Source organism: Kitasatospora sp. NPDC090091 (assembly GCF_044747365.1).
Taxonomy (GTDB): domain Bacteria; phylum Actinomycetota; class Actinomycetes; order Streptomycetales; family Streptomycetaceae; genus Kitasatospora.
The window spans coordinates 1-25007 of sequence record NZ_JBIVDY010000007.1 but is presented as its reverse complement, the minus strand read 5'-3'; the positions used below and the strand labels follow the sequence as shown (position 1 = coordinate 25007).

Genomic DNA, 25007 nt, shown 5'->3' with positions numbered 1-25007 from the left:
CGGCCGGGAGCACGGGGGCGGCGCGCGGGCGCGGCAAGAGGCCCCGCGCCGCCCCCGGTGACTAGGCTTCCGATCCGTAAGACACTCCCCGGGGGGCCGCCCTTCGGCGGGCCTCCGACGTCCGGGTACCCAGGGGCCGCGGTGCGTCCGCGGCCGGCAGTGAGGAGCAGGCCATGGCGACGCCCCCGGCGAACGGGTCACAGGCGACCAGCGTGCGGCGCGGACCCCTCGAACCCTCGGGCGCCGGCATGGCGATCGAACGCTGGACGCTCCGGGCCGGGCCCTACGAGGCGACCGTGCTGAACCTCGGCGCCACCCTGCACACCCTCACCGCCCCCGACCGGGCGGGCCGGCCGGCCCAGGTGCTGCTCGGTTCCGACCGGCTCGCCGAGATCCTCGGCCCGGCCCGGCACTACGGCGCCGTGGTCGGCCGGTACGCCAACCGGATCGACGGCAGCACGGTGACCATCGACGGCGAGGAGCACCCGCTCGCCCCCACCGGCGGCGGCATGACTCTGCACGGCGGCCCGGACGGCTTCGCCCACCGGATGTGGGAGGCGCATCCGCTGCCCGAGGGCGTCCGGCTCCGGCTGCACAGCCCGGACGGCGACCAGGGCTTCCCCGGCGGGCTCGACGTCACCGTCGACTACACGCTGAGCGCCGCCGGAGAGCTGGTGATCGCCTACCACGCGGTCACCAGCCGGCCGACCGTGCTCAACCTCACCAACCACGCCTACTTCAACCTGGCCGGCGAGGGCAGTGGTGACGTCCTCGGCCACCTGCTGACCGTGGACGCCGACGGGTACACCCCGGCCGACGAGCGGCAGATCCCGTACGGGCGGATCGAGCCGGTGGCCGGCACGCCGTTCGACTTCACCGCCGCCCGCCCGATCGGCAAGTCGGTGCACGACGAGCACCCGCAGCTGGCCGGGCCCGGCGGGTACGACCACAACTGGGTGCTCCGCCCGCGTCCGGCGGAGGGCGGCCCGGCCCGTGCGGCGCTGCTGGAGGACCCGGTGAGCGGCCGCACCCTGGAGGTGCTGACCACTGAGCCGGGGATCCAGGTCTACACGGCCAACAAGTTCCAGGGCGCGGTGACCGGGGCGAGCGGGACGGCGTACGGGCCCTACGCCGGTGTGGCGCTGGAGACCCAGCACTTCCCCGACTCCCCGCACCACCCGGAGTTCCCCGGCACCGAGCTGCGGCCGGGGCAGGAGTTCCGCTCGACCACCGTGCTGCGGCTCGGGGTGGCCTGACCGCCGGTGGCCTGACCGCCGGGGCGCGGACCGCGAGGGGTACGGACCGCGAGGGGTACGGACCGAGAGGGGTACGAACCGCGGGGGTGCGGACCGCGGGGGACGAACCGAACGGGTACGAACCGCGGGCAGGCACAATAGGGGGAGTCGAACGCGAGCCCGGGCCGTCGGCCCGGGCTCCGTGCGTGCCCGGCTGCAAGCGCCTTTCTGCAACGCAGCGTACTAATCGGGCTGTCCATACCCGGGTGAACCGGACATATCGGCGCTGTGGCTTCACCGGTCAACTACCGTGCGGCAACGTCAAGGACACGCGATCGTAACGATCGCCGATTCTTGCAGAAACTTGCTGCAAGGGCTTTCCGCAAGGATTCCCCCGCTGTTAACTTCCTTCCGAGCCCGACGGCAGCAACGGTGCGGTCGGCACGAGGCAGCCATTATGCGCCTGTCTCCCAACATCTCGGGCACCCCCACCCCTCCAAGGAGTTCTCATGCGGCGTGGCATCGCGGCCTCTGCCCTCGTTGTGGCCCTCGCGGTCTCGATGGCTGCCTGTGGCAGCAGCGGCTCCAGCTCGGACGGCAAGGCCGACGGGCCGGTCACCCTCACCTACTGGGACACGTCGAACGCCACCAACGAGGCGCCCAACTACCAGGAGCTCGTCAAGAAGTTCGAGGCGGCCAATCCTGAGATCAAGGTCGACTTCGTCAACGTCCCGTTCGACCAGGCGCAGAACAAGCTCCAGACCGCCATGGGGGCCAAGGGCGCTCCGGACGTGTTCCGCTCCGAGGTCGGCTGGACCGCCGCCTTCGCCAAGGCCGGCTTCCTGGAGCCGCTGGACGGCACCCCGGCCACCGCCGACGCCGGCTCCTTCCAGCCCACCCTGGTCCAGCAGGCCAAGTACGACGGCAAGACCTACGGCGTCCCGCTGGTCACCGACACCCTGGGCCTGCTCTACAACAAGGAGCTCTTCACCAAGGCCGGCGTCGCCGCCGCCCCCAAGACCTGGGACGAGCTGAAGACCGCCGCCGCCGCCGTCAAGGAGAAGACCGGCGTGGACGGCTTCTGGCTGAAGGCCGCCGACGGTTACTACGCGATGCCGTTCCTGTTCGGCGAGGGCACCGACACCGTCGACGCCGCCGGCAAGAAGATCACCGTCGCCTCGCCCGAGGCCGTCAAGGCCATCGAGACCTACAAGTCGATGTTCACCTCGCCGGGCACCGCCAAGGCCGACGTCACCACCGACGCCTACGCGCACATGATGGACGCCTTCAACAGCGGCAAGGTCGCGGCGATCATCCAGGGCCCCTGGGAGATCACCAACATCTACAAGGGCTCCGCGTTCGCCGACAAGACCAACCTCGGCATCGCCCCCGTCCCGGCCGGCGCCTCCGGCAAGGCCGGCGCCCCCACCGGCGGCCACAACATCTCCGTCTACGCCGGCTCCGACAAGGCCCACAAGGCCGCCGCCGAGAAGTTCGCCGCCTTCATGACCTCGGCCGAGAGCCAGGCGTTCATCGCGAAGAAGAACTCCACGCTGCCGACCCGCTTCGACGCCTTCACCCCCGAGGTCAAGGCCGACCCCGGCATCGCCGGCTTCCAGGCGGTCCTCCCCAGCGCCAAGCCCCGCCCCGAACTGCCGGAGTACAGCTCGCTGTTCGCCTCGCTCGGCACCAACCTCGGCAAGGTGGTCCAGGGCACCGGCACCCAGGACGGCCTGAACACCGTCGCCACCGACTACGCCAAGCTCCTCCCGGGCTTCGCTAAGTAACACCCCGCAGCCGTCCGGCCCGCCGCCACCTCCCCGGCGGGCCGGACGGCCGACCCGTAGCAGCAGCAGTCGCCGTAGCGAGGCGGCGGACCTCCCCGAGAAGGTGTCGAACATGTCAGTCGCCGTGCAGGGCGCCACCGGCCAGGGCAGCCGGGAGCGCGATCCGCGTCCGGGCCTGATGGAGCGCCTCAAGCGCTCGTACGCCAAGCACTGGTACGCCTACGCGATGATCGCGCCGGTGGTGCTGGTGCTCGGCGTCCTGGTGCTCTACCCGCTCGCCGAGGGTCTCTGGCTCACCCTCACCGACGCCAACAGCCTCAACGCCGCCCGCAAGATCGGCGTCAACGAGATCCCGGCCAGCTACCACTTCGTCGGCTTCGACAACTACGCCGACATCCTCTGGGGCCCCGGCTCGTACGACCGCTTCTGGTCGCACTTCGTCTGGACCATCAGCTGGACGGCCCTCTGCGTCGCTCTGCACTACGGCATCGGCCTCGGCCTCGCCCTGCTGCTCAACCAGAAGCTGCGCGGCCGCGCCTTCTACCGGATGATGCTCATCCTGCCGTGGGCCGTGCCGACCTTCGTCACCGTCTTCTCCTGGCGGCTCATGCTCGCCGACGGCGGCGCCGTCAACGGCCTGCTCTCCGCCCTGCACCTGCCCGAGCCCGGCTGGCTGGACGACCCGCTGGCGCAGAAGGCCGCCGCCGTGCTGGTCAACACCTGGGTCGGCGTGCCGTTCATGATGATCTCGCTGCTCGGCGGCCTGCAGGCGATCCCGGCCGAGCTCTACGAGGCCGCCGAGATGGACGGCGCCACCGCCTGGCAGCGGTTCCGCCACGTCACCCTGCCCGGGCTGCGCACCGTCTCTTCCACCGTCGTCCTGCTCGGCGTGATCTGGACCTTCAACCAGTTCGCCGTGATCTTCCTGCTGTTCGGCGGCAACGGCGCACCCGACGCCCAGCTGCTGGTCACCTGGGCCTACCGCCTCGGCTTCGGCCAGCAGCCCCGCGACTACGCGCAGTCCGCCGCCTACGGCGTCATCCTGCTCTCCATCCTGATCGTCTTCACCGCCTTCTACCGGCGCTGGCTCGCCCGCAACGAGCAGGCGAACGGCTGATCCCGACCACCCCGGCGACACGAAGGCAGGAATCCCGATGAGCACCACGACCGACCGACCCGCACCCCTGACCACGCGCCCCGCGGCGCCCGCCGCCCGGCCGGCCAAGGCCCGCCGCCGCGGCGAGGCGAGCCCGCTGGCCCGGGCGCTCTCGCACGGCGCGCTGATCCTGGCGAGCCTGATCGCGCTCTTCCCGGTGGCGTGGATCGTCTACGTCTCCTTCGGTCCGGACAAGACCGACTACCTCCACCCGGGAGACATCCTCGACAAGATGACGCTGTCGAACTACAGCACCGTGCTGTTCGACACCGACTTCTTCACCTGGTTCGGCAACGCCTTCCTGGTCTCCGGCATCACCACCGTGTTCGGCGTGATGATCGCCGCCTCCACCGGCTACGCCGTCTCCCGCATGCGCTTCCCCGGTCACCGGCCGCTGATGTGGTCGCTGCTGGTCACCCAGATGTTCCCGATCGCGGTGCTGATCGTGCCGATGTACACGATCCTCTCCGAGCTCGACCTGCTGGACAGCTACCTGGGCCTGGTCCTGGTCTACTCGACCACCACCGTGCCGTACTGCGCCTGGCTGCTGAAGGGCTACTTCGACACCATCCCGGTGGAGATCGACGAGGCCGGCCGGGTCGACGGGCTCACCCCGATCGGCACCTTCTGGCGGCTCGTGCTGCCGCTCGCCCGGCCGGGCCTGGCGGTGGCCGCCTTCTACTCCTTCCTGACCGCCTGGGCCGAGGTCGCCTTCGCCTCCACCTTCATGCTCAGCTCCGACAAGTACACCCTCGCCGTCGGCCTGCAGACCTTCGTCAGTGAGCACGACGCGCAGTGGAACCTGATGGCCGCGACCGCGGTGCTCATCGCGATCCCGTCGTCGCTCCTCTTCTACCTGGTGCAGCGTCACCTGGTGACCGGCCTGACCGCCGGCGCCTCGAAGTCCTGACCGCCACCCGCTCCTCTGATCCCCAAGGGACACCGTCCATGACCCAGAACCTGGCCGACACCTCCCGGCCCGCCGCCGACGCCACCGCTCACGAGGCCGGCGCCGGCGCGTCCAGAGGCTGGTGGCGGGACGCGGTCATCTACCAGGTCTACCCGCGCAGCTTCGCCGACTCCAACGGCGACGGCATGGGCGACCTTCCCGGCATCCGCAGCCGCCTGCCCTACCTGCGCGACCTCGGTGTGGACGCCGTCTGGCTCTCCCCGTTCTACGCCTCCCCGCAGGCCGACGCCGGCTACGACGTCGCCGACTACCGCGCCGTCGACCCGATGTTCGGCACCCTGCTGGACGCCGACGCGCTGATCCGCGACGCGCACGCACTGGGCCTGCGGATCATCGTCGACCTCGTCCCCAACCACTCCTCGGACCAGCACGAGTGGTTCCAGCGCGCCCTGCGCGAGGGTCCTGCGTCCCCGCTGCGCGAGCGCTACCACTTCCGTCCGGGCAAGGGCGAGAACGGCGAACTGCCGCCCAACGACTGGGAGTCGATCTTCGGCGGCCCGGCCTGGACCCGCTCGGAGAACCCGGACGGCACCCCCGGCGACTGGTACCTCCACCTGTTCGCCCCCGAGCAGCCCGACTTCAACTGGGAGAACCCGGCCGTCGCCGACGAGTTCCGCTCGATCCTGCGGTTCTGGCTCGACATGGGCGTCGACGGCTTCCGGATCGACGTCGCGCACGGCCTGGTCAAGGCCCCCGGCCTGCCGGACATCGGCGGCGGCGACCAGCTCAAGCTGCTCGGCAACGACATCATGCCGTTCTTCGACCAGGACGGCGTGCACGAGATCTACCGCAGCTGGCGGAAGATCCTGGACGAGTACCCGGGCCAGCGGATCGGCGTCGCCGAGGCGTGGACCCCGACCGTCCAGCGCACCGCCAACTACGTCCGCCCCGACGAGCTGCACCAGGCCTTCAACTTCCAGTACCTGGGCACCTCCTGGGCGGCGGCCGAGCTGCGCGAGGTGATCGACCTCTCGCTCGACTCGATGCGCCCGGTCGACGCCCCCACCACCTGGGTGCTCTCCAACCACGACGTCACCCGGCACGCCACCCGGTTCGCCAACGAGCCCGGCCTCGGCACCCAGATCCGCACCCCCGGCGACCGCGGGCTCGGCCTGCGCCGCGCCCGTGCCGCCACCCTGCTGATGCTCGCGCTGCCCGGCTCCGCCTACCTCTACCAGGGCGAGGAGCTCGGCCTGCCGGACGTCACCGACCTGCCGGACGAGGTCCGCCAGGACCCGTCGTTCTTCCGCAAGGCCGGTCAGGACGGCTACCGCGACGGCTGCCGCGTGCCGATCCCGTGGTCCGGCACCGAGGCTCCGTACGGCTTCGGCCCGACCGCCGGCGGCCCCAGCTGGCTGCCGCAGCCCGCCGAGTGGGCCGAGCTCAGCGTCGAGGCGCAGACCGGCGACCCGACGTCCACCCTGGAGCTGTACCGCAGCGCGCTGGCCGTCCGCCGCCGGCAGGCCGACCTCGGCGCCGGTACCGAGGTCGAGTGGCTGGACAGCCCGGCCGGCACCCTGGCGTTCCGCCGCGGCTCCTTCGTCTGCACCGTGAACACCACCGCCGAGCCGGTCCGGATACCGGCACCCGGCCGTCTGCTGCTCTCCTCCGCGGACGCCGTGGTGGACGGCGGTGAGACGGTGCTCGCTCCGGACAGCACCGACTGGTGGGCGGTCTGACGTGGTTGCAATAGGCTCTGGGACCGTGACTACGGCGCGACTCTCAGACATCGCGGCACAGGCGGGGGTCAGCGAAGCCACCGTCTCCCGCGTGCTCAACGGCAAGGCGAACGTCTCGGCCGCCACCCGGCAGACCGTGCTGGCGGCGCTCGACGTGCTCGGGTACGAGCGGCCGACCCGGCTGCGCCAGCGCAGCGCGGGCCTGATCGGGCTGATCATCCCCGAGTTGAGCAACCCGATCTTCCCCGCGCTGGCTCAGGTGATCGAGCAGGTGCTGAGCCGGCACGGCTACACGCCGGTGCTCTGCACCCAGACGCCGGGCGGATCCACCGAGGACGAACTGGTGGAGATGCTGGTCGACCGGGGGGTGTCGGGCATCGTCTTCGCCTCGGGCCTGCACGCCGACACCACCGCCGACCACGACCGGTACGCCCGGCTCATCGGCCGGCAGGTGCCGTTCGTGCTGATCAACGGGTTCAGCGAGCGGATCGACGCCCCGTTCATCTCGCCGGACGACCGTTCCGCGATGTGGATGGCCGTCCAGCACCTGGCCGAACTCGGCCACGAGCGGATCGGCCTGGCCATCGGCCCGCGCCGGTACGTGCCGGTGCTGCGCAAGATCGAGGGCTTCACCGCGGCCATGCGCGAGGTGCTCGGGCGGACCGAGGAGGAGGCCCAGGACCTCGTCCACCACACGCTGTTCAGCGTGGAGGGCGGGCACGCCGCGGCCGGCGCGCTGCTGGACAAGGACTGCACGGCGATCGTCTGCGGCAGCGACATGATGGCGCTCGGCGCCATCCGCGCGGTGCGCCAGCGCGGGCTGAGCGTCCCCCAGGACGTCTCGGTGGTCGGTTTCGACGACTCGCCGCTCATAGCGTTCACCGAGCCGCCGCTGACCACCATCCGGCAGCCGGTGGAGGCGATGGCCACCGCGGCCGTCGACGCGCTGCTGGAGGAGGTCGGCGGGAACGCCGCCCAGCGCGGGGAGTTCATGTTCCAGCCGGAGCTCGTGATGCGCGGCTCCACGGGCGCCTGCGCCCGCTGAGACGGCACGCCCGGACGCCGCGTCCGGGCCGGAACGGGCCCGAACGGCCGGGGCCCGGGGAGCGATGTGCTCCCCGGGCCCCGGCCGTTCGCCGTTCAGCCCTCCTGGGCGGCCGGGCGGCCCTGCTCCAGCCGGTGTCCGTCGGCGGCCTCGCCGGTCCGGGTCTCGGTGCGCCGGCCCCGGGCGAGGTAGTCGCGCAGGATCAGCTCGACGGCGTCCTGCGGGTTCTTGGTGCCGGAGAGCATCATCGCGTCGATCGCGAGATTGGCGTCGAGCGTGACGGTGACCTGGGCCATGGGGACTCCTCCTCGGGTGCGCAGAGCAGCAGCATGCCCGGTGCGGCCCGATTTGACCATGACCGGGCGGGCCCGGCGCCGGGCCCACCGCGCCGCCCGCGCCGGGCCCACCGCGCCCGCCTGCGCCGCCCCGGCCGGGGCTCCCCGTCCGGGTGCCCGCGGGCCGGGGTCCGGCCGGCGGCGGGCAGGCCGAAGCCCCCGGGGAGAGCGACCAGACTCTCCCCGGGGGCTGCGGCGTGTGCGGTGGGTCAGACCCGGCCGGCGAAGTCCGGGGCCCAGTTGGCGACGGTCTGGGTCCGCACGCCCGCGCTCGGGTTGGCAGCCTCGACGTACTTGCCGTCACCGATGTAGAGCGCGACGTGGTAGACGCCGGAGTCCTGGCCGTTGTTGGACCAGAACAGCAGGTCGCCCGGCTTGAGGGCGTCCAGCGACACGTGGGTGCTGGCGGCGGCCTGGTCGGCGGCGACGCGCGGGACGGAGACGCCCGCGGCGCGCAGCGCGGCCTGGGTCAGGCCGGAGCAGTCCCAGCCGCCGTTCCCGGTGCCGCCGTAGACGTAGGCCTGGCCGACCTTCGACAGGGCGAAGGAGACCGCGGCGGCCATGCTGCCGGTGGCGGCCTCGGCCGGCGCCTGGGCCTGGGTCTGGGAGGCCTGGGTGGCGGTCTGCGCGGCCGGCTTGGCGGCGGTGCTGCCCGCGGCCGCGCCGGAGGAGCGGTCGAACCAGTCGAAGCCCTTGCCGGACTCGTCCGAGGCCTGGGTCTTGGCGTGGTCGCCGAGGCTCAGGTGCTGGCCCGGGTAGATGTGGTTCGGGCCGTCGGTCAGGGTGTCGCGGTTGAGCTCGTACAGCCGCTCCCAGCCGCCCTGGACGTGGTGCTTGTCGGCGATGGCGGACAGCCAGTCGCCGGCCGCGACGGTGTAGTCGCCGCCATTCTCCTGCCACTTCTGCGACCAGTCGGACCGCTTCTGGCTCCAGGTCTTGGCGGAGTCGGCGGCGGCCGGGGTCTCGGCCTTCGGGGCGGCGGGCTTGGTGGCGGGGGCCTGGGCGGCCGGCTTGGCGGCCGGGGCCGGGGTCTGCGCGGCCGGCTTGGCGGCGGTGGAGGTGTCGACCGCGGCGGGGGTGCCGCCCTTGGTCAGACCGGCCTGGACGGAGCAGACCGGCCAGGCGCCCGGGCCCTGGACCGCGAGCACCTTCTCGGCGATCGCGATCTGCTGGTCCTTGGTGGCCAGGTCGGCGCGGGCGGCGAAGGCGGTGCCGCCGAACTCGGCCCAGGTGCTGTTGGTGAACTGCAGGCCGCCGTAGAAGCCGTTGCCGGTGTTGATGCTCCAGTTGCCGCTGCTCTCGCACTGGGCGACCTTGTCCCAGGTCGCGACCGAGGCGGCGGAGGCGGAGGTGGTGGTCAGGCAGGGGATGGTGAGGCCGATGCCCGCGACTCCGAGCGCGGCGATGGCGCGGCGGGTACGGCCGGACAGACGGGTGCCGTTGGTGGGCAGCATGAAGATGCGGTCCTCTCCCACGCCTGCGAGGTGAGCTGTCGGATTCGGGCTGGAGTTGCCCGGCCGCGCTGTGGACGCGGCTTCACCCCTAGCCCTGGACCGGTACGAGGACCGGCCCGGGGCGACTTACCTGTGGTTCCCCCGCTCCTGCCGTGGTGCGTTTCTGCGCTGCCAGCACACCCGACGGCAGGACTCGGCGTTGCGGACGGGCTGGGTCCGTGTGGCCACGAACGGGGAGCACGTTAAGCAGACTCAAGTTCAAACCGCAAACATGTGTGACACCCGTCACGGTTTGCGAACCACCTGCCTGTGGCGTGTCCACCATGATCAGAAATGACCGATTTCCGGCAACGCCCGTGCGGGCCGCCGCAACTGCCTATGCTTCAGAACGTCGGGACCGACGGAGCCGTCTGGGGGGAGGGCTACGCAGCGATGGCCATGGACGAGGAGCAGGGCGGCGGACAGCCGGCCGACGGAGCCCGCGGAGCGCATCGCAGGGCAAAGCATCGCAGACCGGACATCCCGCCCGAACGACCCCGAACTCCCGTAAGCCGCCGCACAATGCTGCGCTGGCTCGCCGTCGGCACGGCGTTCGCGGCGATCGGCGGCGAGGAGGTCCTGCGGCGCTCACTGACCGGCTCGGCCGGGCCGACCGCCGGGAGCACCACCACCAGCCTGGCCGACACCGGCGGCGACGGGGGCCCGGAGCACGGCGGCCCGGAGCACGGCCCCGGCGCACCGCCCACGTCCGCCGACGGCGCCGAGGGCGACGCCCCCGCGCCCGGCCAGGGCGGCCGCCGCTGGTCCGACCCGGCCGGCTGGGGCGGCCGGCTCCCCGGACCGCAGAGCGCCGTCCGGATCACCGACCGGGTGCTGCTCGACACCGACGCCGCCGTCGGCTCCCTGCTGGTCGAGCCCGGCGGCTCGCTCACCTTCGCCGCCGACCGCGGCGTCACCCTCAGCTCGGCCGGCAACGTCGAGGTCCGCGGCACCCTCGCCCTCGCCCCCGGCGGCAGCGCCGTGCACACCCTGCGCTTCCCCTCCGTCGACGAGAAGCGCTTCCGGGGCGACGGCATGAACGTGGTCGACACCGACGTCGGCCTCTGGGTCACCGGAGCCGGCTACCTGCGGCTGGACGGCGCCGCCAAGACCGCCTGGGTGCGCGCGGCCGGCGAGCTGCGGGCCGGCGCCACCACCGTCAGCCTCGCCGCGCCGCCCGCGGGTTGGCAGCCCGGTGACGAACTGGCCGTCACCCCGACCGGTCCGCCGGACGAGGAGGGCTTCTCCGCCCGCTACGACCTCGCCGTGGTGCGCTCCGTCAGCGGATCCACCGTCACCCTGGAGGCCCCGCTCCGGTACGCCCACCCCCGGGTCGCCGTCGGCGGCGGCGTCACGGTCGGGGCGGAGGTGCTCAACCTGACCCGCAGCGTCCGGGTCGAGGGCTCCGCCAAGGGCCGCGCCCACGTCCACCTCACCAGCTCCCGCCGGGCCGACGTCCGGCACGCCGCGCTGCGCTGGGTCGGCCCGCGGACCGACACCAGCGAGAGCTGGAAGGGCCCGGACGGTACCGTCCCGGTCACCGCGCCGGTGCTCGGCCGGTACGGGCTCCACTTCCACATGCTCGGCGACGCCACCCGCGGCACCGTGGTCGAGGGCGTGGTGGTGCGCGACGCCGGCAACCACGCGTACGTCCCGCACGCCAGCCACGGCATCACCTTCCGCAGCTGCATCAGCCACGACACCTGGGAGGACGCCTACTGGTGGGACGGCCCGCTGGACACCCGCACCCCGCAACAGCCGTCCGACGACATCGTCTACGAGTCCTGCGTCGCCTCCCGCACCGTGCTGGAGCCCAACCCGCGGGCCTACCGGCTGACCGGCTTCAACCTGGGCGCCGGCACCGGCGGCAAGGCGCTGGACTGCGTGGCCGTCGGCGTCCAGGGCGCCAACGGCGCCTCCGGCTTCGAGTGGCCGGAGAACAGCGAAGGGGTCTGGACCTTCCAGCGCTGTCTGGCCCACAACAACCTGCAGGACGGCATCTTCGTCTGGCTGAACGCCCGGCAGCACCACGTGGTCACCGAGTTCGCGGCCTACCACAACGGCGGCTGGGGCATCGAGCACGGCGCCTACCTCAACGACTTCGACTACACCGCTAGCGTCCTCTACGGCAACGCCGGCGGGGGAGTGGCGCTGCACGCGCTCGGCCGGGAGAAGGGCACCGTCTTCGACGGGCTGCTGATCGACGGCGCCGGGCAGAGCGACTTCGCCGTCTCCACCGCCCACCACGAACTGGCCGGCGAGGCCGTCACCTTCAGCCGCAGCCGGTTCACCGGCTACCGCCGGGCCGGCCTGGCCTTCCGGGCCACGCCCGACGGCAAGCCGGACGACGTCCTGGTGCTGGACTGCGAGTTCGGCGGGAACGAGCTCTGGCTGGACCCGGAGGCCGGGCCGCCGAAGAACGTCCTGCTGCGCCGGGCCGGCCGGGCCGAGGTGCTCCAGGTGCGCCGGGCGGAGGACGGCGGCACCGCGCAGCCGCAGTGGAACGCGAGCAGCACCCCGCTCGCCTCGTTCGCCGCGCAGTCCCGGCCGGTGCAGCTGCCGACGCTGCGGTTCAAGGACGCCGCCGCGCCCACCGGACGGGTCGGCGGCGGCTCCTGATCGTTCCGGCCGCGGGCAGGCCCGCCCGCTCCCCGGCCGCCCACGGCACGCGCGAGGCCCGGAACGCCACCGTTCCGGGCCTCGCACGGCGTTCTGCCGTTCCCGCCTACTCGGCGGCGTGCCGCCCGCCACCGGAGCCCGCGGCGGGCTCCTCGGCGGCCTCCTCGGCCTCGACGACGTGGGCCGGCAGCGCGGCCAGGTAGGTGGAGCCGATCAGCTGGCCGACCGTCGGGTACGCGCCCAGCGGGGCGGCCGACGGGCAGCCGCTCTCCTCGGCGGCCGCGGCGAGCAGCTCGGAGTCGGCCTCCGGGCCGATCACCAGTGGGGCCAGCGCCGGGTTCTGCGCGCCCATCTCCTTGAGGTGCGCGACGGCCTCGGCCACCGAGCCGGGGATGTCGAGCGCGGCGGCGACGACCGGCACGGCGAGGCGGGCCGACAGCAGCACACCGGTGATCCCGGCGGCGGCCGCGGCGTCCTCGCCACCGACGGTGGTGAGCACGACGCCGTCCGCGGCGGTCGCGATGGCGAACAGCCGGGCGCGGTCGGCGCGGGCCAGGCCGGCCTCGGAGAGCCGCACGTGGACGGCCTCGGCCAGCAGCGGGTGCGGGCCCAGCACGTCGGTCACCTGGGCGCCGTACTCGGCGGCCAGCGCGTGCAGCTCGGTCAGGAAGCCGTGCGGCCCCGGCGCCAGCGGCACCACGACCGGCGCGGGCAGGCCGGCCTCGGCGGCCGCGGCCAGCAGCTCGGCGACGGTGCGGTCCTCGGTGGAGGCCTCGCCCCCGGCCTCGCCGGCCGGGAGGTAACCGGCGGCGGTCTGTACGCCGGTCTGCTCGCTGCGCACGATGGAGAGGAGTTCCTCGACCACCGGGCGGGACTCCGGGCCGGCGGTCGCGGGCACAGCGAGCACCAGGGCGGGGGCTCCGGTCGGGATCTCGGGGCGCTCGGGGCGGCGGTGGCGCCCCCGCGCACGGGAGCCTGGGGTGCGGACGGGCAGTGGCGCGCCCGGGATGGCTGCGGTGCTCATGGCGGAGATCGTAGGACATCGGGCCGCCCTGCCTGCAGTCGGCTACCGAACCGAGCGGGGCGGCCTGCCGCAAAACCGGACATAGGGTGCAATGTCCTCGCGGAGCGGGGGCGTCGCCCCGGACGCGTCCGGACCCGCCCTCTGTTGCACCGGTGGCGCGTGAGATGTCTCACAGGGCTGCGGCCGTCTGACGCAGGGTCACGGAAGTGCGACTCCGGGCGTCCGAAGATCAACATTCAGCGGGGAGCTGCCTACGGGCGGTTATCGGAAGCTCGCCGATTCAGTCGGCTTTGTCCGCTTACGTACCGTCAGGTGTCGAGGTGGTGAAGAGTTGCGGTTCGATGGCGAAGGGCCCGTGCACCTGCACTGTCCCGTGCTGATGCACGTGCACTGGAGCTATCATCGCGTCAAGTGAGGCGTTGTGCCGGGCCGGTACGGGGCCGGTCCAGTCGTTCGGCTGTGGCCGGGGCGCCGCGCTGGACGACCACTCCGGAGCTCTTCGGGAGATTTCTATGCACGACACGCACGGCACGTACAACGGGATGGCGGCTGCGGACCTCAAGGACGTGGTCTGGCAGAAGAGCCTGCACAGCAACTCTCAGGGCAACTGCGTCGAGTTCGCCGCCCTCCCGGGGGGCGAGGTGGCGATGCGCAACTCGCGCTTCCCGGACGGTCCCGCGCTCATCTACACCCGGGCCGAGATCGCGGCGCTGCTGCTGGGGGCCAAGGACGGGGAGTTCGACCACCTGGCGGTCTGACCGGCCGTCGCCTTCACCATCGGGGGGCCGTCGTGGGTGCTGACACCACGACGGCCTTTGTCTTGCCGGCGGTTCTGCGGGGCCCGGGGGCCTCCCGCGTGCGGTTCGTGCGCCTCGCCCGCCCGTCCGGTCCGCCGTCGCGGTCGTGAGGGGTGCGAGGCCGGCCGGTGCCCGCTGCCCGAGGGTCGCCGGTCGCCGCCGCCGGAGTCGTGGTGCTCGTTCGGGTGCCGTGGTCGCGTTCCGAACGGGGTGCCGCGGTGGTCGCGGTCCGGAGCCGGGGATCTAGGCCGAGCGCCGGTGCCGGCCGCCGAGTCCGGGTGCCGGGCTCTGTGCGGCCTCCGACCCGGCCTCGAAGAGTGCCCAGACCACCTTGCCGCTGCCCAGTGGGTGCCAGCCCCAGGAGTGGCTGAAGGAGTCCACCAGGTGCAGCCCCCGGCCCGACTCGGCGACGAAGTCCGCCTCCCGTGCCACCGGGCCGGCACTGCTGGGGTCGCTCACCGCGCAGACCACCTGCGGCGCGCGGTGCACCAGGCTGATCCGGATCGGAAGTCTTCCCTCCGGGCCCGCCTGGGTGGGAAAGTCGTACTGGTCGAGCGCGCTGCCCGCCGTTCCCGGACGCGCGCCGATCGCGTGCCGGAGGGCGTTGGTCACCAACTCCGAGGCCACCAGCGCGACATCGTCGAACAGCTCGTCCAGCCCCCAGCGCTGAAGAGCGGTTCGGGCGAAGTCGCGCGCGGTTCTGACGGCTTCGTAGCGGGGGGCGAGCGTACAGGTGACCACATGGGGATCGACTGCCAAGGCCGTACCGGTGCCCATGAAGAGCTCCTCCCATAAGGGGGCGGACACGGCTGGACCCGCCGGGGTCATGCCGGTCACCTCCGACTCGCTCGGCCGCGCGGCCGCCCCCTCGACCAGGCGCGCGCGCACACGAACGCCCGGTGGCGCCGGGGCGCTGCCGGGCTGGTGCGCGGAGTCGCGCGTGGGGTCGGACGCGGAGCCCGCGGGATTGCCAGGGATGTGCAGGTGCACGTGCACCATGGTCCTCTGCGCTCACTGCAGATGCAAGAGTCGATTCACGTGCAGTCGTTCAAATGGCATATGCAAGCGCCGAATGCACGTGCATCCTGGTGTGTGAGGTGCAGAACTGATAGGAACATCCGTCAGTATCGGCACCGTGAGCGCTCAACTGATGGCAGACTGTGCGCTGTTTGCCCTAGGTGGAGGTTTCGACGCATGACCACAGTTCAGCCGGGCGGCGGCTCGATGGTCCGCCGGATCCTCCTCGGCTCACAGCTGCGCCGCCTGCGCGAAGCCCGCGGCATCACCCGCGAGGACGCGGGCTACGCGATCCGCGCCTCCGAGTCGAAGATCAGCCGCATGGAGCTCGGCCGCGTCAGCTTCAAGGAGCGCGACGTCGCCGACCTCCTCAGCCTCTACGGGGTGGACGACGGCGGCGAGCGCGAGGCCCTGCTCGGCCTGGTCCGCGAGGCCAACAAGTCCGGCTGGTGGCACAGCTTCAACGACGTCCTGCCGGGCTGGTTCCAGACCTACGTCGGCCTGGAGGAGGCCGCGGCGCTGATCCGCACCTACGAGGTGCAGTTCATCCCCGGCCTGTTGCAGTCCGAGGAGTACGCCCGGGCCGTCTTCGGCCAGAGCCGGCCGGTGATCAGCGAGGAGGAGGTCGAGCGGCGGGTCAGCCTGCGCCTGCGCCGGCAGAAGCTGCTCACCGAGGGCGCCAGCCCCCGCCTCTGGGCCGTCATCGACGAGGCCGCGCTGCGCCGCCCGGTGGGCGGGCCCGAGGTGATGCGCGGTCAGGTGCAGTACCTGATCGACATCGCGGAGCAGGCCAACGTGGTGATCCAGGTGATGCCGTTCCGCTTCGGCGCGCACGCCGGGGAGTCCGGCGCCTTCACCATCCTGCGCTTCCCCGAGCAGGACCTCGCCGACGTGGTCTACCTGGAGCAGCTCACCAGCGCGCTCTACCTCGACAAGCGTGACGACGTGGACGCCTACATCCAGGTCATGGAGCGGCTCTGCGTGGACAGCCTGACCCCCGAGCGCACCATCGACCTGCTGGCGTCGATCCTCAAGGAGCGCTGACGCGCCCGCCCCCGGGCCGTTCTGCCGGGAGTCGTTCTCCGGGAGTCGTTCGTCCGGGACCGGCGGACGCCGCGCGTCAGTCGCGGGCCGTCGGCCGTTCGTGCTCCGGCGGCAGGGGCTGCGGCGGCACGCCCAGCCGCCAGTCCAGGCCGTAGCGGCGGAAGAGGTCCGCCCGGATCGGCGCCAGCGGCAGCTCGGCCCCCGGCAGCAGCACGCCGATGCAGCCGCCCATCAGCGCACTGCGCAGCACCGCGTGCTCGGCCACCGGATCCGGCGCGCCCCACTCCCGCAGCAGGTCCTGGAGGATCGCGCCGAGCCGGCGCTGCTCCGGGTCCTGGACGAACGCCCCGGTGTCCGGGTCCAGAATCAGGGCCAGGTGCGAGCGCATCACCCGCGGGTGCTCCACCGCCAGACCCAGCACGGCGTCGATCGCCCGGGCCAGCCGGGCCTCCGGCGAGGCCCCGGGCGCGAGCTTGCCCAGCGCGCTGGAGAGCGCCTTGTGCATCATCCGGTGGGTCGCCGACTGCATCAGCAGCCGTTTGCCGTCGAAGTAGTAGGAGAGCAGCCCGCGGGCCAGCCCGGCCCGCTCGGCTATGTCGCCCAGCGTCGTGCCGGCGTAGCCGCGCTGGTCGACGAGCTCGACGGTGGCGCGCATGATGCGCCGACGGGAGCGTTGGCGCATTTCCTCATTGACCGATTCCCCGCGAGGTGCCATCGTGTCTGCTCCGTACGTTCGTTGGCTCCCGGCCAATATACTGGCGGGGCGAGCGGCCGCACCGGGTCTTCCGCACCGGGCGGGCGCAGACGGGCCGACCGGTACGGAAGCGCCGACTCCACCAACACGGGGGTTTGGTGGAGTCGGCGCCCGCCCGGGGGCGCGGGGGCCCCGGGCGTCGTTCAGCTCTTCGTCAGCATCCCGTCCTGCTGGTCGGCCAGGTCGACTGACGGATAATCATAGTCCGGCACCGACACTGGAGTTGCCCGCTTCTGTCGCCGGTCGAGTACGGCGCCCGCCGCGGCGACCGCGAAGCCCACCAGGGCGACCGCGGTGACCAGCACCAGTGCGGGGCGGTAGCCGTCCAGCTGGGCCGCCGGGCTCTCGCCGCCGCCGCTGCCCGCGGTGATGACCGCGGTGGCCACGGCGAGCACCACCGCGCTGCCCACCTGGAAGGCCGTGTTGACCAGGCCGGAGGCGAGCCCCTGCTCCTCGTCGGCGACACCGGAGGTGGCGGCGATGTTGACGGACGGGAACGCGAGGGCGAAGCCGATCCCGAGCAGGATCATGCTGGGGAGCACCAGCGCCGGGTAGGAGCTGTGCTCGTCGAGCCCGAGGAAGACGGTGTAGCCGAGCACCAGGGAGAGCACGCCGATCGGCAGCAGCTTCCCGGTGCCGAAGCGGTCGACGATCGCGCCCATCCGGGTCGCCGAGAGGGCGACCAGGGCGCCGGCCGGGAGCAGGCCGAGCGCCATCTCCAGGGCCGACCAGCCGAGCAGTCGCTGCAGGTAGAGCGTGACGATGAACTGGAAGCCGGCGTACGAGCCGAAGATCGTGAACGCGATCAGGTTGGCCCGGGCGACCGAGCCGTTGCGGAAGATGCCGAGCCGGACCAGCGGGTGTGCGGTCCGGGTCTCGACCACCAGGAACGCGGTGGCGAGCACGGCGGCCACGGCCAGCGAGCCGAGGGTGCGCACGCTCAGCCAGCCGGCGCCCTGAGCCTCGGTGACGGTGAAGACCAGCAGCAGCACGGCGGCGGTGCCGGTGATCGCGCCGAGCACGTCGTACCCGCCCTGCGCCCGCTCCTCGGTGGGGCGGGGGAGCAGCCGGACGGCGAAGAGCAGGGCGATCAGGGCGACCGGGACCGGCATCAGGAAGGTCCAGCGCCAGCCGACCGAGGTGAGCAGGCCGCTCAGCACCAGGCCGAGCGAGAAGCCGCTGGCGCCGCAGGTGGTGTAGATCGACAGCGCCCGGTTGCGGGCCGGGCCCTCGGCGAACGTGGTGGTGATGATCGACAGGCCGGCCGGCGCGGTGAAGGCCGCGGCGACGCCCTTGAGGAAGCGGGCGGCGATCAGCAGGCCGCCGTCGTCGACGAGCCCGCCGAGCAGCGAGGCAGCGGCGAAGACGCCCAGGGCCACCAGGAAGACCCGGCGCCGGCCGAGCAGGTCGGCGGCGCGCCCGCCGAGCAGTAGCAGGCCGCCGTAGCCGAGCACGTAGCCGGAGACCACCCACTGCAGCGTGGAGGTGGAGAGGTGGAGCTCGGAACCGATGGACGGGAGGGCGACGCCCACCATGGAGACGTCCAGGGCGTCCAGGAACATCGCGGCGCAGAGCACGATCAGCGTGCCCCAGAGGCGGGGAGTCCAGCTCAGCCCGCCGGTTGATGAATCGTCAGAGGTCGTCGCAGGCGCGGTGGTCATGGGGAGGACACTACATGCACGTGCATTCAATGCAAATGAATTAGATGTGAACGCATAAGCTTCCTGTGCATGTGGTAGCGTGGCGGCGTGACTGAACTCGACTCCGACGCGGACGCGGCGCTGGTCGCGTCCTGGCGTGACCTGCTGGCGCGGCACGCCGCCGCGTCCTGCCTGCTCGACCGCGAGCTGGGCGAGAAGCACGGCCTGGGCATGAGCGAGTTCGAGGTGCTGGAGCGCCTGGTCGAGGAGCGGAACGCGGACAACTCCCACGTCCTGCGGGTGCAGGAGCTCGCCGACACCGTCCACCTGAGCCAGAGCGCGCTCTCCCGGCTGATCGGCCGGCTGGAGAAGGCCGGCCTGGTGACGCGCGCGATGTGCCCCAACGACCGCCGGGGCATCCTGGTCGCACTCACCGAGGAGGGCTGCCGGCGCTACGCCGAGGCCCGCCCGCTCCAGCGCGAGGTGCTCGCGCTCACGCTCGGCGGCCCGCTGGAGGGCGGCTGCGCCTAGGCCGGACAGGGCCCAGGGGGCGAGGGGCGGCGACCGGCTGCGCCGGTCAGATCAGCGCCGAGAGCCCCGGGGCGGCGGCCACCAGCACGACGGCCGCCGGGGCGGCCAGCGCCGCCACGGTGAGCCGCAGCCGGTGCAGCACGGGCAGCCGCGGCCGCCCCGCGAGCAGCCGGTCCACCCGCTTCGGCGACTGCGCCTGACCGGGCGGGCAGGAGCCGAACACCCCGCGCCCCAGATTGAGTTCGGCCAGCGCCAGGGCGGTGGTGTGCCGGCCGTGCCGGCGGGCCGCCCGGTCGTCCGCGGCCAGCTCGACCAGCTCGCCCACCTGGTCCCGGAAGGCGCTGAACACCCCGACCCCGGGGAAGCCCGACGCCAGCGCCTGCGAGCACTGGGACAGCCAGTGGTGGCGGGCCCGGACGTGCCCGCGCTCGTGGCTGAGCACCGCGGCCAGCTCCCGGTCGGTCAGCTGCTGCAGGGCGCCGGTGGTGACCACCAGCCGGGAGTTGTGGCCGGGCAGCGACCAGGCCTCGGGGCGGACGTTCTCCAGCACCACCAGCCGCTCCCTGCGGTGCCGTGCGGTGTCGATGGACTCCGGCAACTCGGGAGCCCGGTCGGCCAGTTGGGCGTGACGGCGGTTGCGCAGGGCCGTCGCGGAGCGGACCTCACGGGTCAGCGCCAGCACGGTCTGCACCCCGCCGGCGGCCAGCACCGCGGCGTACAGCCGCCCCCAGCCCTCGCCGCCCTGCAGCCCGTACGCCGCCTCCACGCCGTGCGGGGCGCCGGCGAAGACCAGGTCACGCAGTCCGGGGAGGGCGGCCGAGGCGGCCAGCAACAGGCTCAGCGCGCAGCACAGCATCACGGCCACCACCAGGCACTGCCAGGCGAGCAGGGCCAGCACGGGTTCGCGCTCGGCCCAGTCGGCCCGGGCCAGCAGCCGGGGCGCCACGGTCGAGAGCAGCAGTCCGAGCAGCAGCAGGCCGAGCAGGGCCGTCATGGCATGGGCTCCCCGAGTACGCACGGAACGCGACAGCGCGCTCCCCGCCAACCTAAGCCGTGGCGGCGCCCCGGGGAACGGCTTTCGGCCACCCAGTGACCAACGCCACGCGGGTCATGGCAGGGGGTCGTCCGGGGCGTCGGGAAGGGGTCCGGAGGCGGCGCGTCGCATCGCCACGTCGCCACGTCGTCGCATCGCCACGTCGTCACATCGTCAGGAGCATGGCGAACATGCCGATGCCCATCGACAGTCGGCAGGCCCGGGGGAGCCCGGCGGTCGCCGCCGTCAGCCGGCCCGCCGTGGTGCCGAGCAGCCGCGTCCCGGCCCAGAGCGAGTAGCCGCCGAAGTAGAGCAACAGGGCCCCGGTCAGCAGCGGCGTCCCCCCGGCCGCGGCGTGGTGGTGGCCGTGCGCGGGTGCGGCCGCCATGGCCAGCGCCGCGTACGTCATGGCCAGCCCGCCGATCGCGTGGTGCAGCCGGTGCGCCCGGCGGTCCGGCGCGAGCGCCGCGGCCAGCAGGAAGGCCGCCGCCGGCACGCCGAAGACCCAGGCCCAGACGACCGCCGGCACGGCGTCCCCGGAGACGGCCATCGCCGCCATCCCGAAGCCCATCAGGGCCTCCGCGGCGTCGGACTCGTGCGAGTGGCGCCGGTGCGTCCCGGGCCCGGCGGTGCCGGGGGCCCGGCGCAGCCGACTGAGGCAGTAGCCGCCGGCGGCCGCGGTGAGGACGGCCAGCAGCGAGTTGACCAGGACTGGCCCGTGCAACGGAGGCCTCCCCGACGGCGCGGACGTGCGTACCGTCCACGATCACCGCTCGGGGCTACGGCTAGTAGGGCGCGCACGGGGGCGCATGGTGGTGGGCGCCGGAGTGGAGACCTCCGCAGGACGCCGGTGACGGGCGACGCCGGCCGGACCGGACCTCCGCCGTCACCTCCTTCCCCGCCGGCTCCGCTCCTCCCCGGTGGCGCCACCGGAACACAGGCGGCATGGTCGGCATACGGGGGCCTGTCCGCGACGCCCCCGAACCGGAGCAGGCGCGCCGGGGACCGGCGGCTCCGCCGCGGCCGCCGGTGCACCCGGGCCACGAGCCCGCGTGGGCTTCGACGGCCATGAGGGCCACGAGCCCATGAGGGCCACGGCGGCCACGAGGGCCACCGGCCCACGAGGCTCGCAAGGGCCGAGGGCCGGGAGGGCCGCCAGGCCCACCGCCGGGCGCAGGGCGGGAGGTTCGCATCGCCACAGTGCCGCTGTCCCCAAGATTCGAACGGCCTCCCCGGCCGGAGCGTCCGGCCATCGGCCCTGGCCGCGGGACATCTTCGCCCAGGCCCCCCCTTGAACAGGAGAACCTTTCGTACTTATGGTGGTCCCGTTGAAAACCCTCCTGTCGAAGTGAGTCCCCGATGCAGAATCTTTCGCCAAGGCTCGCCGTGGCGGCCGACGCCCCGGTCTCCGACCTCGCCGGCCACCCGGCCTGGCTGCGCCTGAAGGAAGCCGTCGAGGCCCTGCGCCCGCTCCAGTCCAAGGACGGCTCGATCGACCTCGCCGCCGTGCAGCGCCACACGGTCGACCCGCTGGTCGCCACGGTCCGCGGCGCCGTCGAGGAGCTCGCCCCCAACTTCCCGCACGACGCCGAGTACCTCGCCGCCGTCGACGCCGACCTCGCGAAGTGGGCCGACACCGGCTACCGGGAGCCCGACTTCCTGGACTCGCTGCTCGCCTTCCAGCCCGCCGACCAGCGCGTCGACGGCCTGGAGCACCTCGTGGTCTTCCCGATGTACACCCAGAACGGGAACCCGGACCGCAACCTGGAAGCCGTCCTGCTGACGGTCGTCTGGCCGGACTGGCTGGCCGAGCTGGAGCGCACCCGCTTCGACAACCCGATGTTCGTGCCGATCACCTTCACCGACTTCACGGCCGGCTACGACACCAACTCCGCCGTTCTCTTCCCCGAGACCGTGGCCGTGCGCAAGGCGCCGGAACGTTTCACCTGGGGCGGCATCTTCTGTGACCGCGAGGCCGCCCGCTTCCGCGCCGTCACCACCAGCGCCGTCCAGCAGCTCGGCCTGGAGATCCCGGCCGACGCCGCGGGCCTGCTGCAGGACCAGCAGCGCGCCCAGGAGACCTTCGTCCTGTGGGACCTCGTGCACGACCGCACCCACAGCCACGGCGACCTGCCGTTCGACCCCTTCATGATCAAGCAGCGCAGCCCGTTCTGGATGTACGGCCTGGAGGAGCTCCGCTGCGACCTCACGACCTTCAAGGAGGCCGTGAAGCTGGAGGCCGAGGGCAACCAGCACGCCCGCGACGTCCAGTACGCGATCCTGTTCGACCGCATGTTCCGCTTCCCGGTCAGCGGCGACCGCGTGCGCAACTACGACGGCCTCGGCGGCCAGCTGCTCTTCGCGTACCTGCACAAGCACGACGCGCTGCGCTGGCGCGACAACCGCCTCAGCATCGACTGGGAGCGCGCGCCGCAGGTCACCAACGCGCTCTGCGGCGAGATCGAGACCCTCTACCGGGACGGCATCGACCGCCCGAAGCCGGCCCACTGGATCGCCGCCTACGAGCTGGTCTCCCGCTACCTCACCCCGCACCCGGCCTCGACCTGGGCGAAGGGCACCGACGCGCTGCCGCTCGACATCACCGACGGCAAGGCGCTCAACAAGGCGCTGTGCGACGCCGTGCTCCCGGACGAGTTCCCGCTGAGCATGTTCTACGAGGCCCTCAACAAGAAGCTCAGTGGCGTCATCGCCTCCACCACCGGCATCACCGGCGCGAGCACCCAGGGAGTCGCCGCATGACCAGCACCGACAACAAGCCGCTGACCGGCAAGGTCATCGCCGTCGCCGGCGCCAGCGGCCCGGCGGGCCAGGCGGTGCTGCGCCGCCTCACCGCCGACGGTGCCACCGTCATCGGCGCCGACATCGACGCCCAGCGCCTGGAGGCCGCGCTGGACGCCACCCGGATCGCCGTCCCCGGCGCTCGGGTCAGCGGCCAGGTCATCGACCTGCTCGACCCGCAGGAGGTCCACGACTGGGCCGACCACCTGGAGGCCGAGCACGGCCACGTCGACGGCCTCTTCCACCTCGTCGGCGGCTGGCGCGGCAGCAAGAAGTTCTTCGACACCCGGATCGACGACTGGGACTTCCTGCACGACACCGTGGTGCGCACCCTCCAGCACACCTCGCTGGCCTTCCAGCCCGCGCTGGTCCGCAGCGAGTCCGGCCGCTACGCGATGATCTCCGCCGCCTCGGCCCACAAGCCGACCGCCGGCGGCGCCGCCTACGCGGCCGCCAAGGCCGCCACCGAGGCGTGGACCCTCGCGATGGCCGACTCCTTCAAGAAGGAGACCACCGCCGAGGATGGCGAGCCCACTGCCGCGGCTGCGATCCTGGTGATCAAGGCGCTGGTCAGTCCCGAGATGCGGGCTGAGAAGCCGGACGCGAAGTTCCCGGGCTTCACCGACACCGCTGACCTCGCCGTGTCCCTGGCGGGCCTCTGGGACCGCCCCGCAGCAGAACTGAACGGACAGCACCTGTGGCTGACAGCCCGATGACCGACCCCACCCCCGGTACCGACGCGGTGCGGCGGCACGACCCCGCCGTCCGCGGCTTCGCCAGCGACAACTACGCCGGCGTGCACCCGGAGGTCCTCGCCGCGATAGCGCTCGCGAACGGCGGCCACCAGGTCGCCTACGGCGAGGACGACTACACCGCCCACCTTCAGGACGTCTTCCGCAGCCACTTCGGCGAGAAGGCCGAGGCGTACCCCGTCTTCAACGGCACCGGCGCCAACGTCGTCGCCCTGCAGGCGCTGCTCCCGCGCTGGGGCGCCGTGATCGCGGCCGAGTCCGCCCACATCAACGTGGACGAGGGCGGCGCACCGGAGAAGATGGGCGGCATCAAGCTGCTCACCGTCCCCACCCCGGACGGCAAGCTCACGCCCGAGCTCATCGACCAGCAGGCCTGGGGCTTCGGCGACGAGCACCGCGCGCAGCCGTGCGCGGTCTCGATCACCCAGAGCACCGAGCTCGGCACCCTCTACACCGTCGAGGAGATCCGGGCCATCGTCGAGCACGCCCACCAGCACGGCATGCTCGTGCACGTGGACGGCTCGCGCCTGGCCAACGCCGCCGCCTCGCTGGGCGTGCCGCTGCGTGCCTTCACCACGGACGTGGGCGTCGACGTGCTGTCGTTCGGTGGCACGAAGAACGGCCTGCTCTTCGGTGAGTGCGTGGTCGTGCTCAACCCCGAGAAGGTCCGGAACATCAAGTTCCTGCGCAAGACCTCGATGCAGCTGGCGTCGAAGATGCGCTTCGTCTCGGTCCAGTTCGAGGCGCTGCTGGCCGGCGACCTCTATCTGCGCAACGCCGGCCACGCCAACGCCATGGCCAGCCGGCTGGAGGCGGCGGTCCGGGACATCGACGGTGTCACCGTCGTCCGCCCGGTCCAGGCGAACGCGGTCTTCGCGATCCTCCCGCGCGAGGTGAGCGAGCGGCTGCAGAAGCGCTACCGCTTCTACTTCTGGAACGAGCACACCGGTGAGGTCCGCTGGATGTGCGCCTTCGACACCACCGAGGCCGACATCGACGCCTTCGCGGCCGCCATCTCCGAGGAGATGGGCCGCGGCTGACGCCGCCTCGACCGCGGATCGTCCCGTCCTGCTGATGCAGGGCGGGACGATTTGCATGTGGCAGGTCGATCCCCGTACAGTTCCGGAGTCGCCGCGAGAGAGCGGGGACAAGCGGAAAGCGAAGTCGGGTGAGTGAAACTCCGGAAAACGGAGCGGAAATCGTCTGATAAGCTGGAAACACGAAAGAACGAAGCGCCCGGAGGGCCGGTGTGAAAGCCGCCTGAAGGAAGTGTCCGTTCCTTGAGAACTCAACAGCG

General features: G+C 72.6%; 21 protein-coding genes and 1 riboswitch. Of the genes, 13 read left to right on the top strand and 8 right to left on the bottom strand.

Annotated features, from left to right (window positions below):
• The first annotated feature begins 173 nt into the window (after positions 1–173).
• The 6 genes from ACIPSC_RS13840 to ACIPSC_RS13815 all read left to right on the top strand — a co-directional run bounded on the left by ACIPSC_RS13840 (position 174) and on the right by ACIPSC_RS13815 (position 7872).
• Positions 174–1256: an aldose epimerase family protein gene (locus tag ACIPSC_RS13840; protein WP_400825572.1), complete on the top strand. Its 1083-nt coding sequence runs from the start codon at positions 174–176 to the stop codon at positions 1254–1256.
• Positions 1257–1744: 488 nt separating this feature from the next.
• On the top strand, positions 1745–3022 hold the full coding sequence (locus ACIPSC_RS13835; RefSeq protein ID WP_400825571.1) for an extracellular solute-binding protein: 1278 nt from the start codon (positions 1745–1747) through the stop codon (positions 3020–3022).
• 112 nt (positions 3023–3134) lie between these two features.
• On the top strand, positions 3135–4139 hold the full coding sequence (locus ACIPSC_RS13830) for a carbohydrate ABC transporter permease (RefSeq protein WP_400825569.1): 1005 nt from the start codon (positions 3135–3137) through the stop codon (positions 4137–4139).
• A 37-nt stretch (positions 4140–4176) separates the two neighbouring features.
• Positions 4177–5088, top strand: coding sequence for a sugar ABC transporter permease (locus ACIPSC_RS13825; RefSeq protein ID WP_400825568.1), 912 nt, complete (start codon positions 4177–4179; stop codon positions 5086–5088).
• A gap of 38 nt (positions 5089–5126) precedes the next feature.
• Positions 5127–6827 (top strand): glycoside hydrolase family 13 protein, encoded by a 1701-nt coding sequence (locus tag ACIPSC_RS13820; RefSeq protein ID WP_400825567.1) that lies wholly within the window; start codon positions 5127–5129, stop codon positions 6825–6827.
• A 25-nt stretch (positions 6828–6852) separates the two neighbouring features.
• A complete protein-coding gene (locus ACIPSC_RS13815) occupies positions 6853–7872 on the top strand; it encodes a LacI family DNA-binding transcriptional regulator (protein ID WP_400825566.1) in 1020 nt (339 codons plus the stop codon).
• A gap of 95 nt (positions 7873–7967) precedes the next feature.
• Here ACIPSC_RS13815 and ACIPSC_RS13810 read toward each other — a convergent pair whose 3' ends face one another.
• The gene (locus ACIPSC_RS13810) at positions 7968–8168 is read right to left on the bottom strand and encodes a hypothetical protein (RefSeq protein WP_400825564.1); all 201 of its coding nucleotides are present in this window, start codon (positions 8166–8168) and stop codon (positions 7968–7970) included.
• A 248-nt stretch (positions 8169–8416) separates the two neighbouring features.
• Positions 8417–9682, bottom strand: a complete 1266-nt coding sequence (locus ACIPSC_RS13805) for a transglycosylase family protein (RefSeq protein WP_400825562.1) — start codon at positions 9680–9682, stop codon at positions 8417–8419.
• A riboswitch (cyclic di-AMP (ydaO/yuaA leader) is annotated at positions 9669–9839 on the bottom strand. It overlaps the preceding gene by 14 nt.
• A 383-nt stretch (positions 9840–10222) precedes the next feature.
• On the opposite strand from ACIPSC_RS13805, the gene ACIPSC_RS13800 reads away from it, so the two are divergent.
• Positions 10223–12319, top strand: a complete 2097-nt coding sequence (locus tag ACIPSC_RS13800) for a hypothetical protein (protein WP_400825560.1) — start codon at positions 10223–10225, stop codon at positions 12317–12319.
• 106 nt (positions 12320–12425) lie between these two features.
• On the opposite strand, the gene ACIPSC_RS13795 is transcribed toward ACIPSC_RS13800, so the two are convergent.
• Positions 12426–13343 carry a hypothetical protein gene (locus ACIPSC_RS13795; RefSeq protein ID WP_400825559.1) on the bottom strand — a complete coding sequence of 306 codons (918 nt, stop codon included), beginning with the start codon at positions 13341–13343 and terminating at the stop codon, positions 12426–12428.
• A 512-nt stretch (positions 13344–13855) separates the two neighbouring features.
• Between ACIPSC_RS13795 and ACIPSC_RS13790 the strand changes: the two genes are divergently transcribed.
• Positions 13856–14101 carry a DUF397 domain-containing protein gene (locus ACIPSC_RS13790; RefSeq protein ID WP_400825557.1) on the top strand — a complete coding sequence of 82 codons (246 nt, stop codon included), beginning with the start codon at positions 13856–13858 and terminating at the stop codon, positions 14099–14101.
• 282 nt (positions 14102–14383) lie between these two features.
• Here the strand turns inward: ACIPSC_RS13790 and ACIPSC_RS13785 are convergent, their stop codons facing one another.
• Positions 14384–14917: an ATP-binding protein gene (locus ACIPSC_RS13785; RefSeq protein WP_400825556.1), complete on the bottom strand. Its 534-nt coding sequence runs from the start codon at positions 14915–14917 to the stop codon at positions 14384–14386.
• Between the two features lie 417 nt (positions 14918–15334).
• On the opposite strand from ACIPSC_RS13785, the gene ACIPSC_RS13780 reads away from it, so the two are divergent.
• Positions 15335–16201: a helix-turn-helix domain-containing protein gene (locus ACIPSC_RS13780; protein WP_400825554.1), complete on the top strand. Its 867-nt coding sequence runs from the start codon at positions 15335–15337 to the stop codon at positions 16199–16201.
• A gap of 76 nt (positions 16202–16277) precedes the next feature.
• Here the strand turns inward: ACIPSC_RS13780 and ACIPSC_RS13775 are convergent, their stop codons facing one another.
• Together ACIPSC_RS13775 and ACIPSC_RS13770 are read right to left on the bottom strand one after the other, a co-directional pair.
• A complete protein-coding gene (locus tag ACIPSC_RS13775) occupies positions 16278–16883 on the bottom strand; it encodes a TetR/AcrR family transcriptional regulator (RefSeq protein ID WP_400825553.1) in 606 nt (201 codons plus the stop codon).
• A gap of 215 nt (positions 16884–17098) precedes the next feature.
• Positions 17099–18616, bottom strand: coding sequence for an MFS transporter (locus ACIPSC_RS13770; RefSeq protein ID WP_400825551.1), 1518 nt, complete (start codon positions 18614–18616; stop codon positions 17099–17101).
• A gap of 87 nt (positions 18617–18703) precedes the next feature.
• Here ACIPSC_RS13770 and ACIPSC_RS13765 point away from each other — a divergent pair, with 87 nt between their 5' ends.
• Positions 18704–19126: a MarR family winged helix-turn-helix transcriptional regulator gene (locus tag ACIPSC_RS13765; protein ID WP_400825550.1), complete on the top strand. Its 423-nt coding sequence runs from the start codon at positions 18704–18706 to the stop codon at positions 19124–19126.
• A 46-nt stretch (positions 19127–19172) separates the two neighbouring features.
• Here the strand turns inward: ACIPSC_RS13765 and ACIPSC_RS13760 are convergent, their stop codons facing one another.
• A complete protein-coding gene (locus tag ACIPSC_RS13760) occupies positions 19173–20120 on the bottom strand; it encodes a M56 family metallopeptidase (RefSeq protein WP_400825548.1) in 948 nt (315 codons plus the stop codon).
• A gap of 205 nt (positions 20121–20325) precedes the next feature.
• Complete coding sequence (locus ACIPSC_RS13755) at positions 20326–20883, bottom strand: DUF5134 domain-containing protein (RefSeq protein WP_400825546.1); 558 nt, start codon at positions 20881–20883, stop codon at positions 20326–20328.
• Between the two features lie 635 nt (positions 20884–21518).
• Here ACIPSC_RS13755 and ACIPSC_RS13750 point away from each other — a divergent pair.
• Genes ACIPSC_RS13750 through ACIPSC_RS13740 form a run of 3 tightly spaced genes read left to right on the top strand, consistent with a single transcriptional unit; the run spans position 21519 to position 24750 of the window.
• Positions 21519–22919, top strand: a complete 1401-nt coding sequence (locus tag ACIPSC_RS13750; protein WP_400825544.1) for a DUF6421 family protein — start codon at positions 21519–21521, stop codon at positions 22917–22919.
• Positions 22916–23674, top strand: a complete 759-nt coding sequence (locus ACIPSC_RS13745; RefSeq protein ID WP_400825542.1) for an SDR family NAD(P)-dependent oxidoreductase — start codon at positions 22916–22918, stop codon at positions 23672–23674. The genes ACIPSC_RS13750 and ACIPSC_RS13745 overlap by 4 nt, the downstream gene beginning before the upstream one ends.
• The gene (locus tag ACIPSC_RS13740) at positions 23671–24750 is read left to right on the top strand and encodes a threonine aldolase family protein (RefSeq protein WP_400826080.1); all 1080 of its coding nucleotides are present in this window, start codon (positions 23671–23673) and stop codon (positions 24748–24750) included. The genes ACIPSC_RS13745 and ACIPSC_RS13740 overlap by 4 nt, the downstream gene beginning before the upstream one ends.
• Positions 24751–25007: the final 257 nt, after the last annotated feature.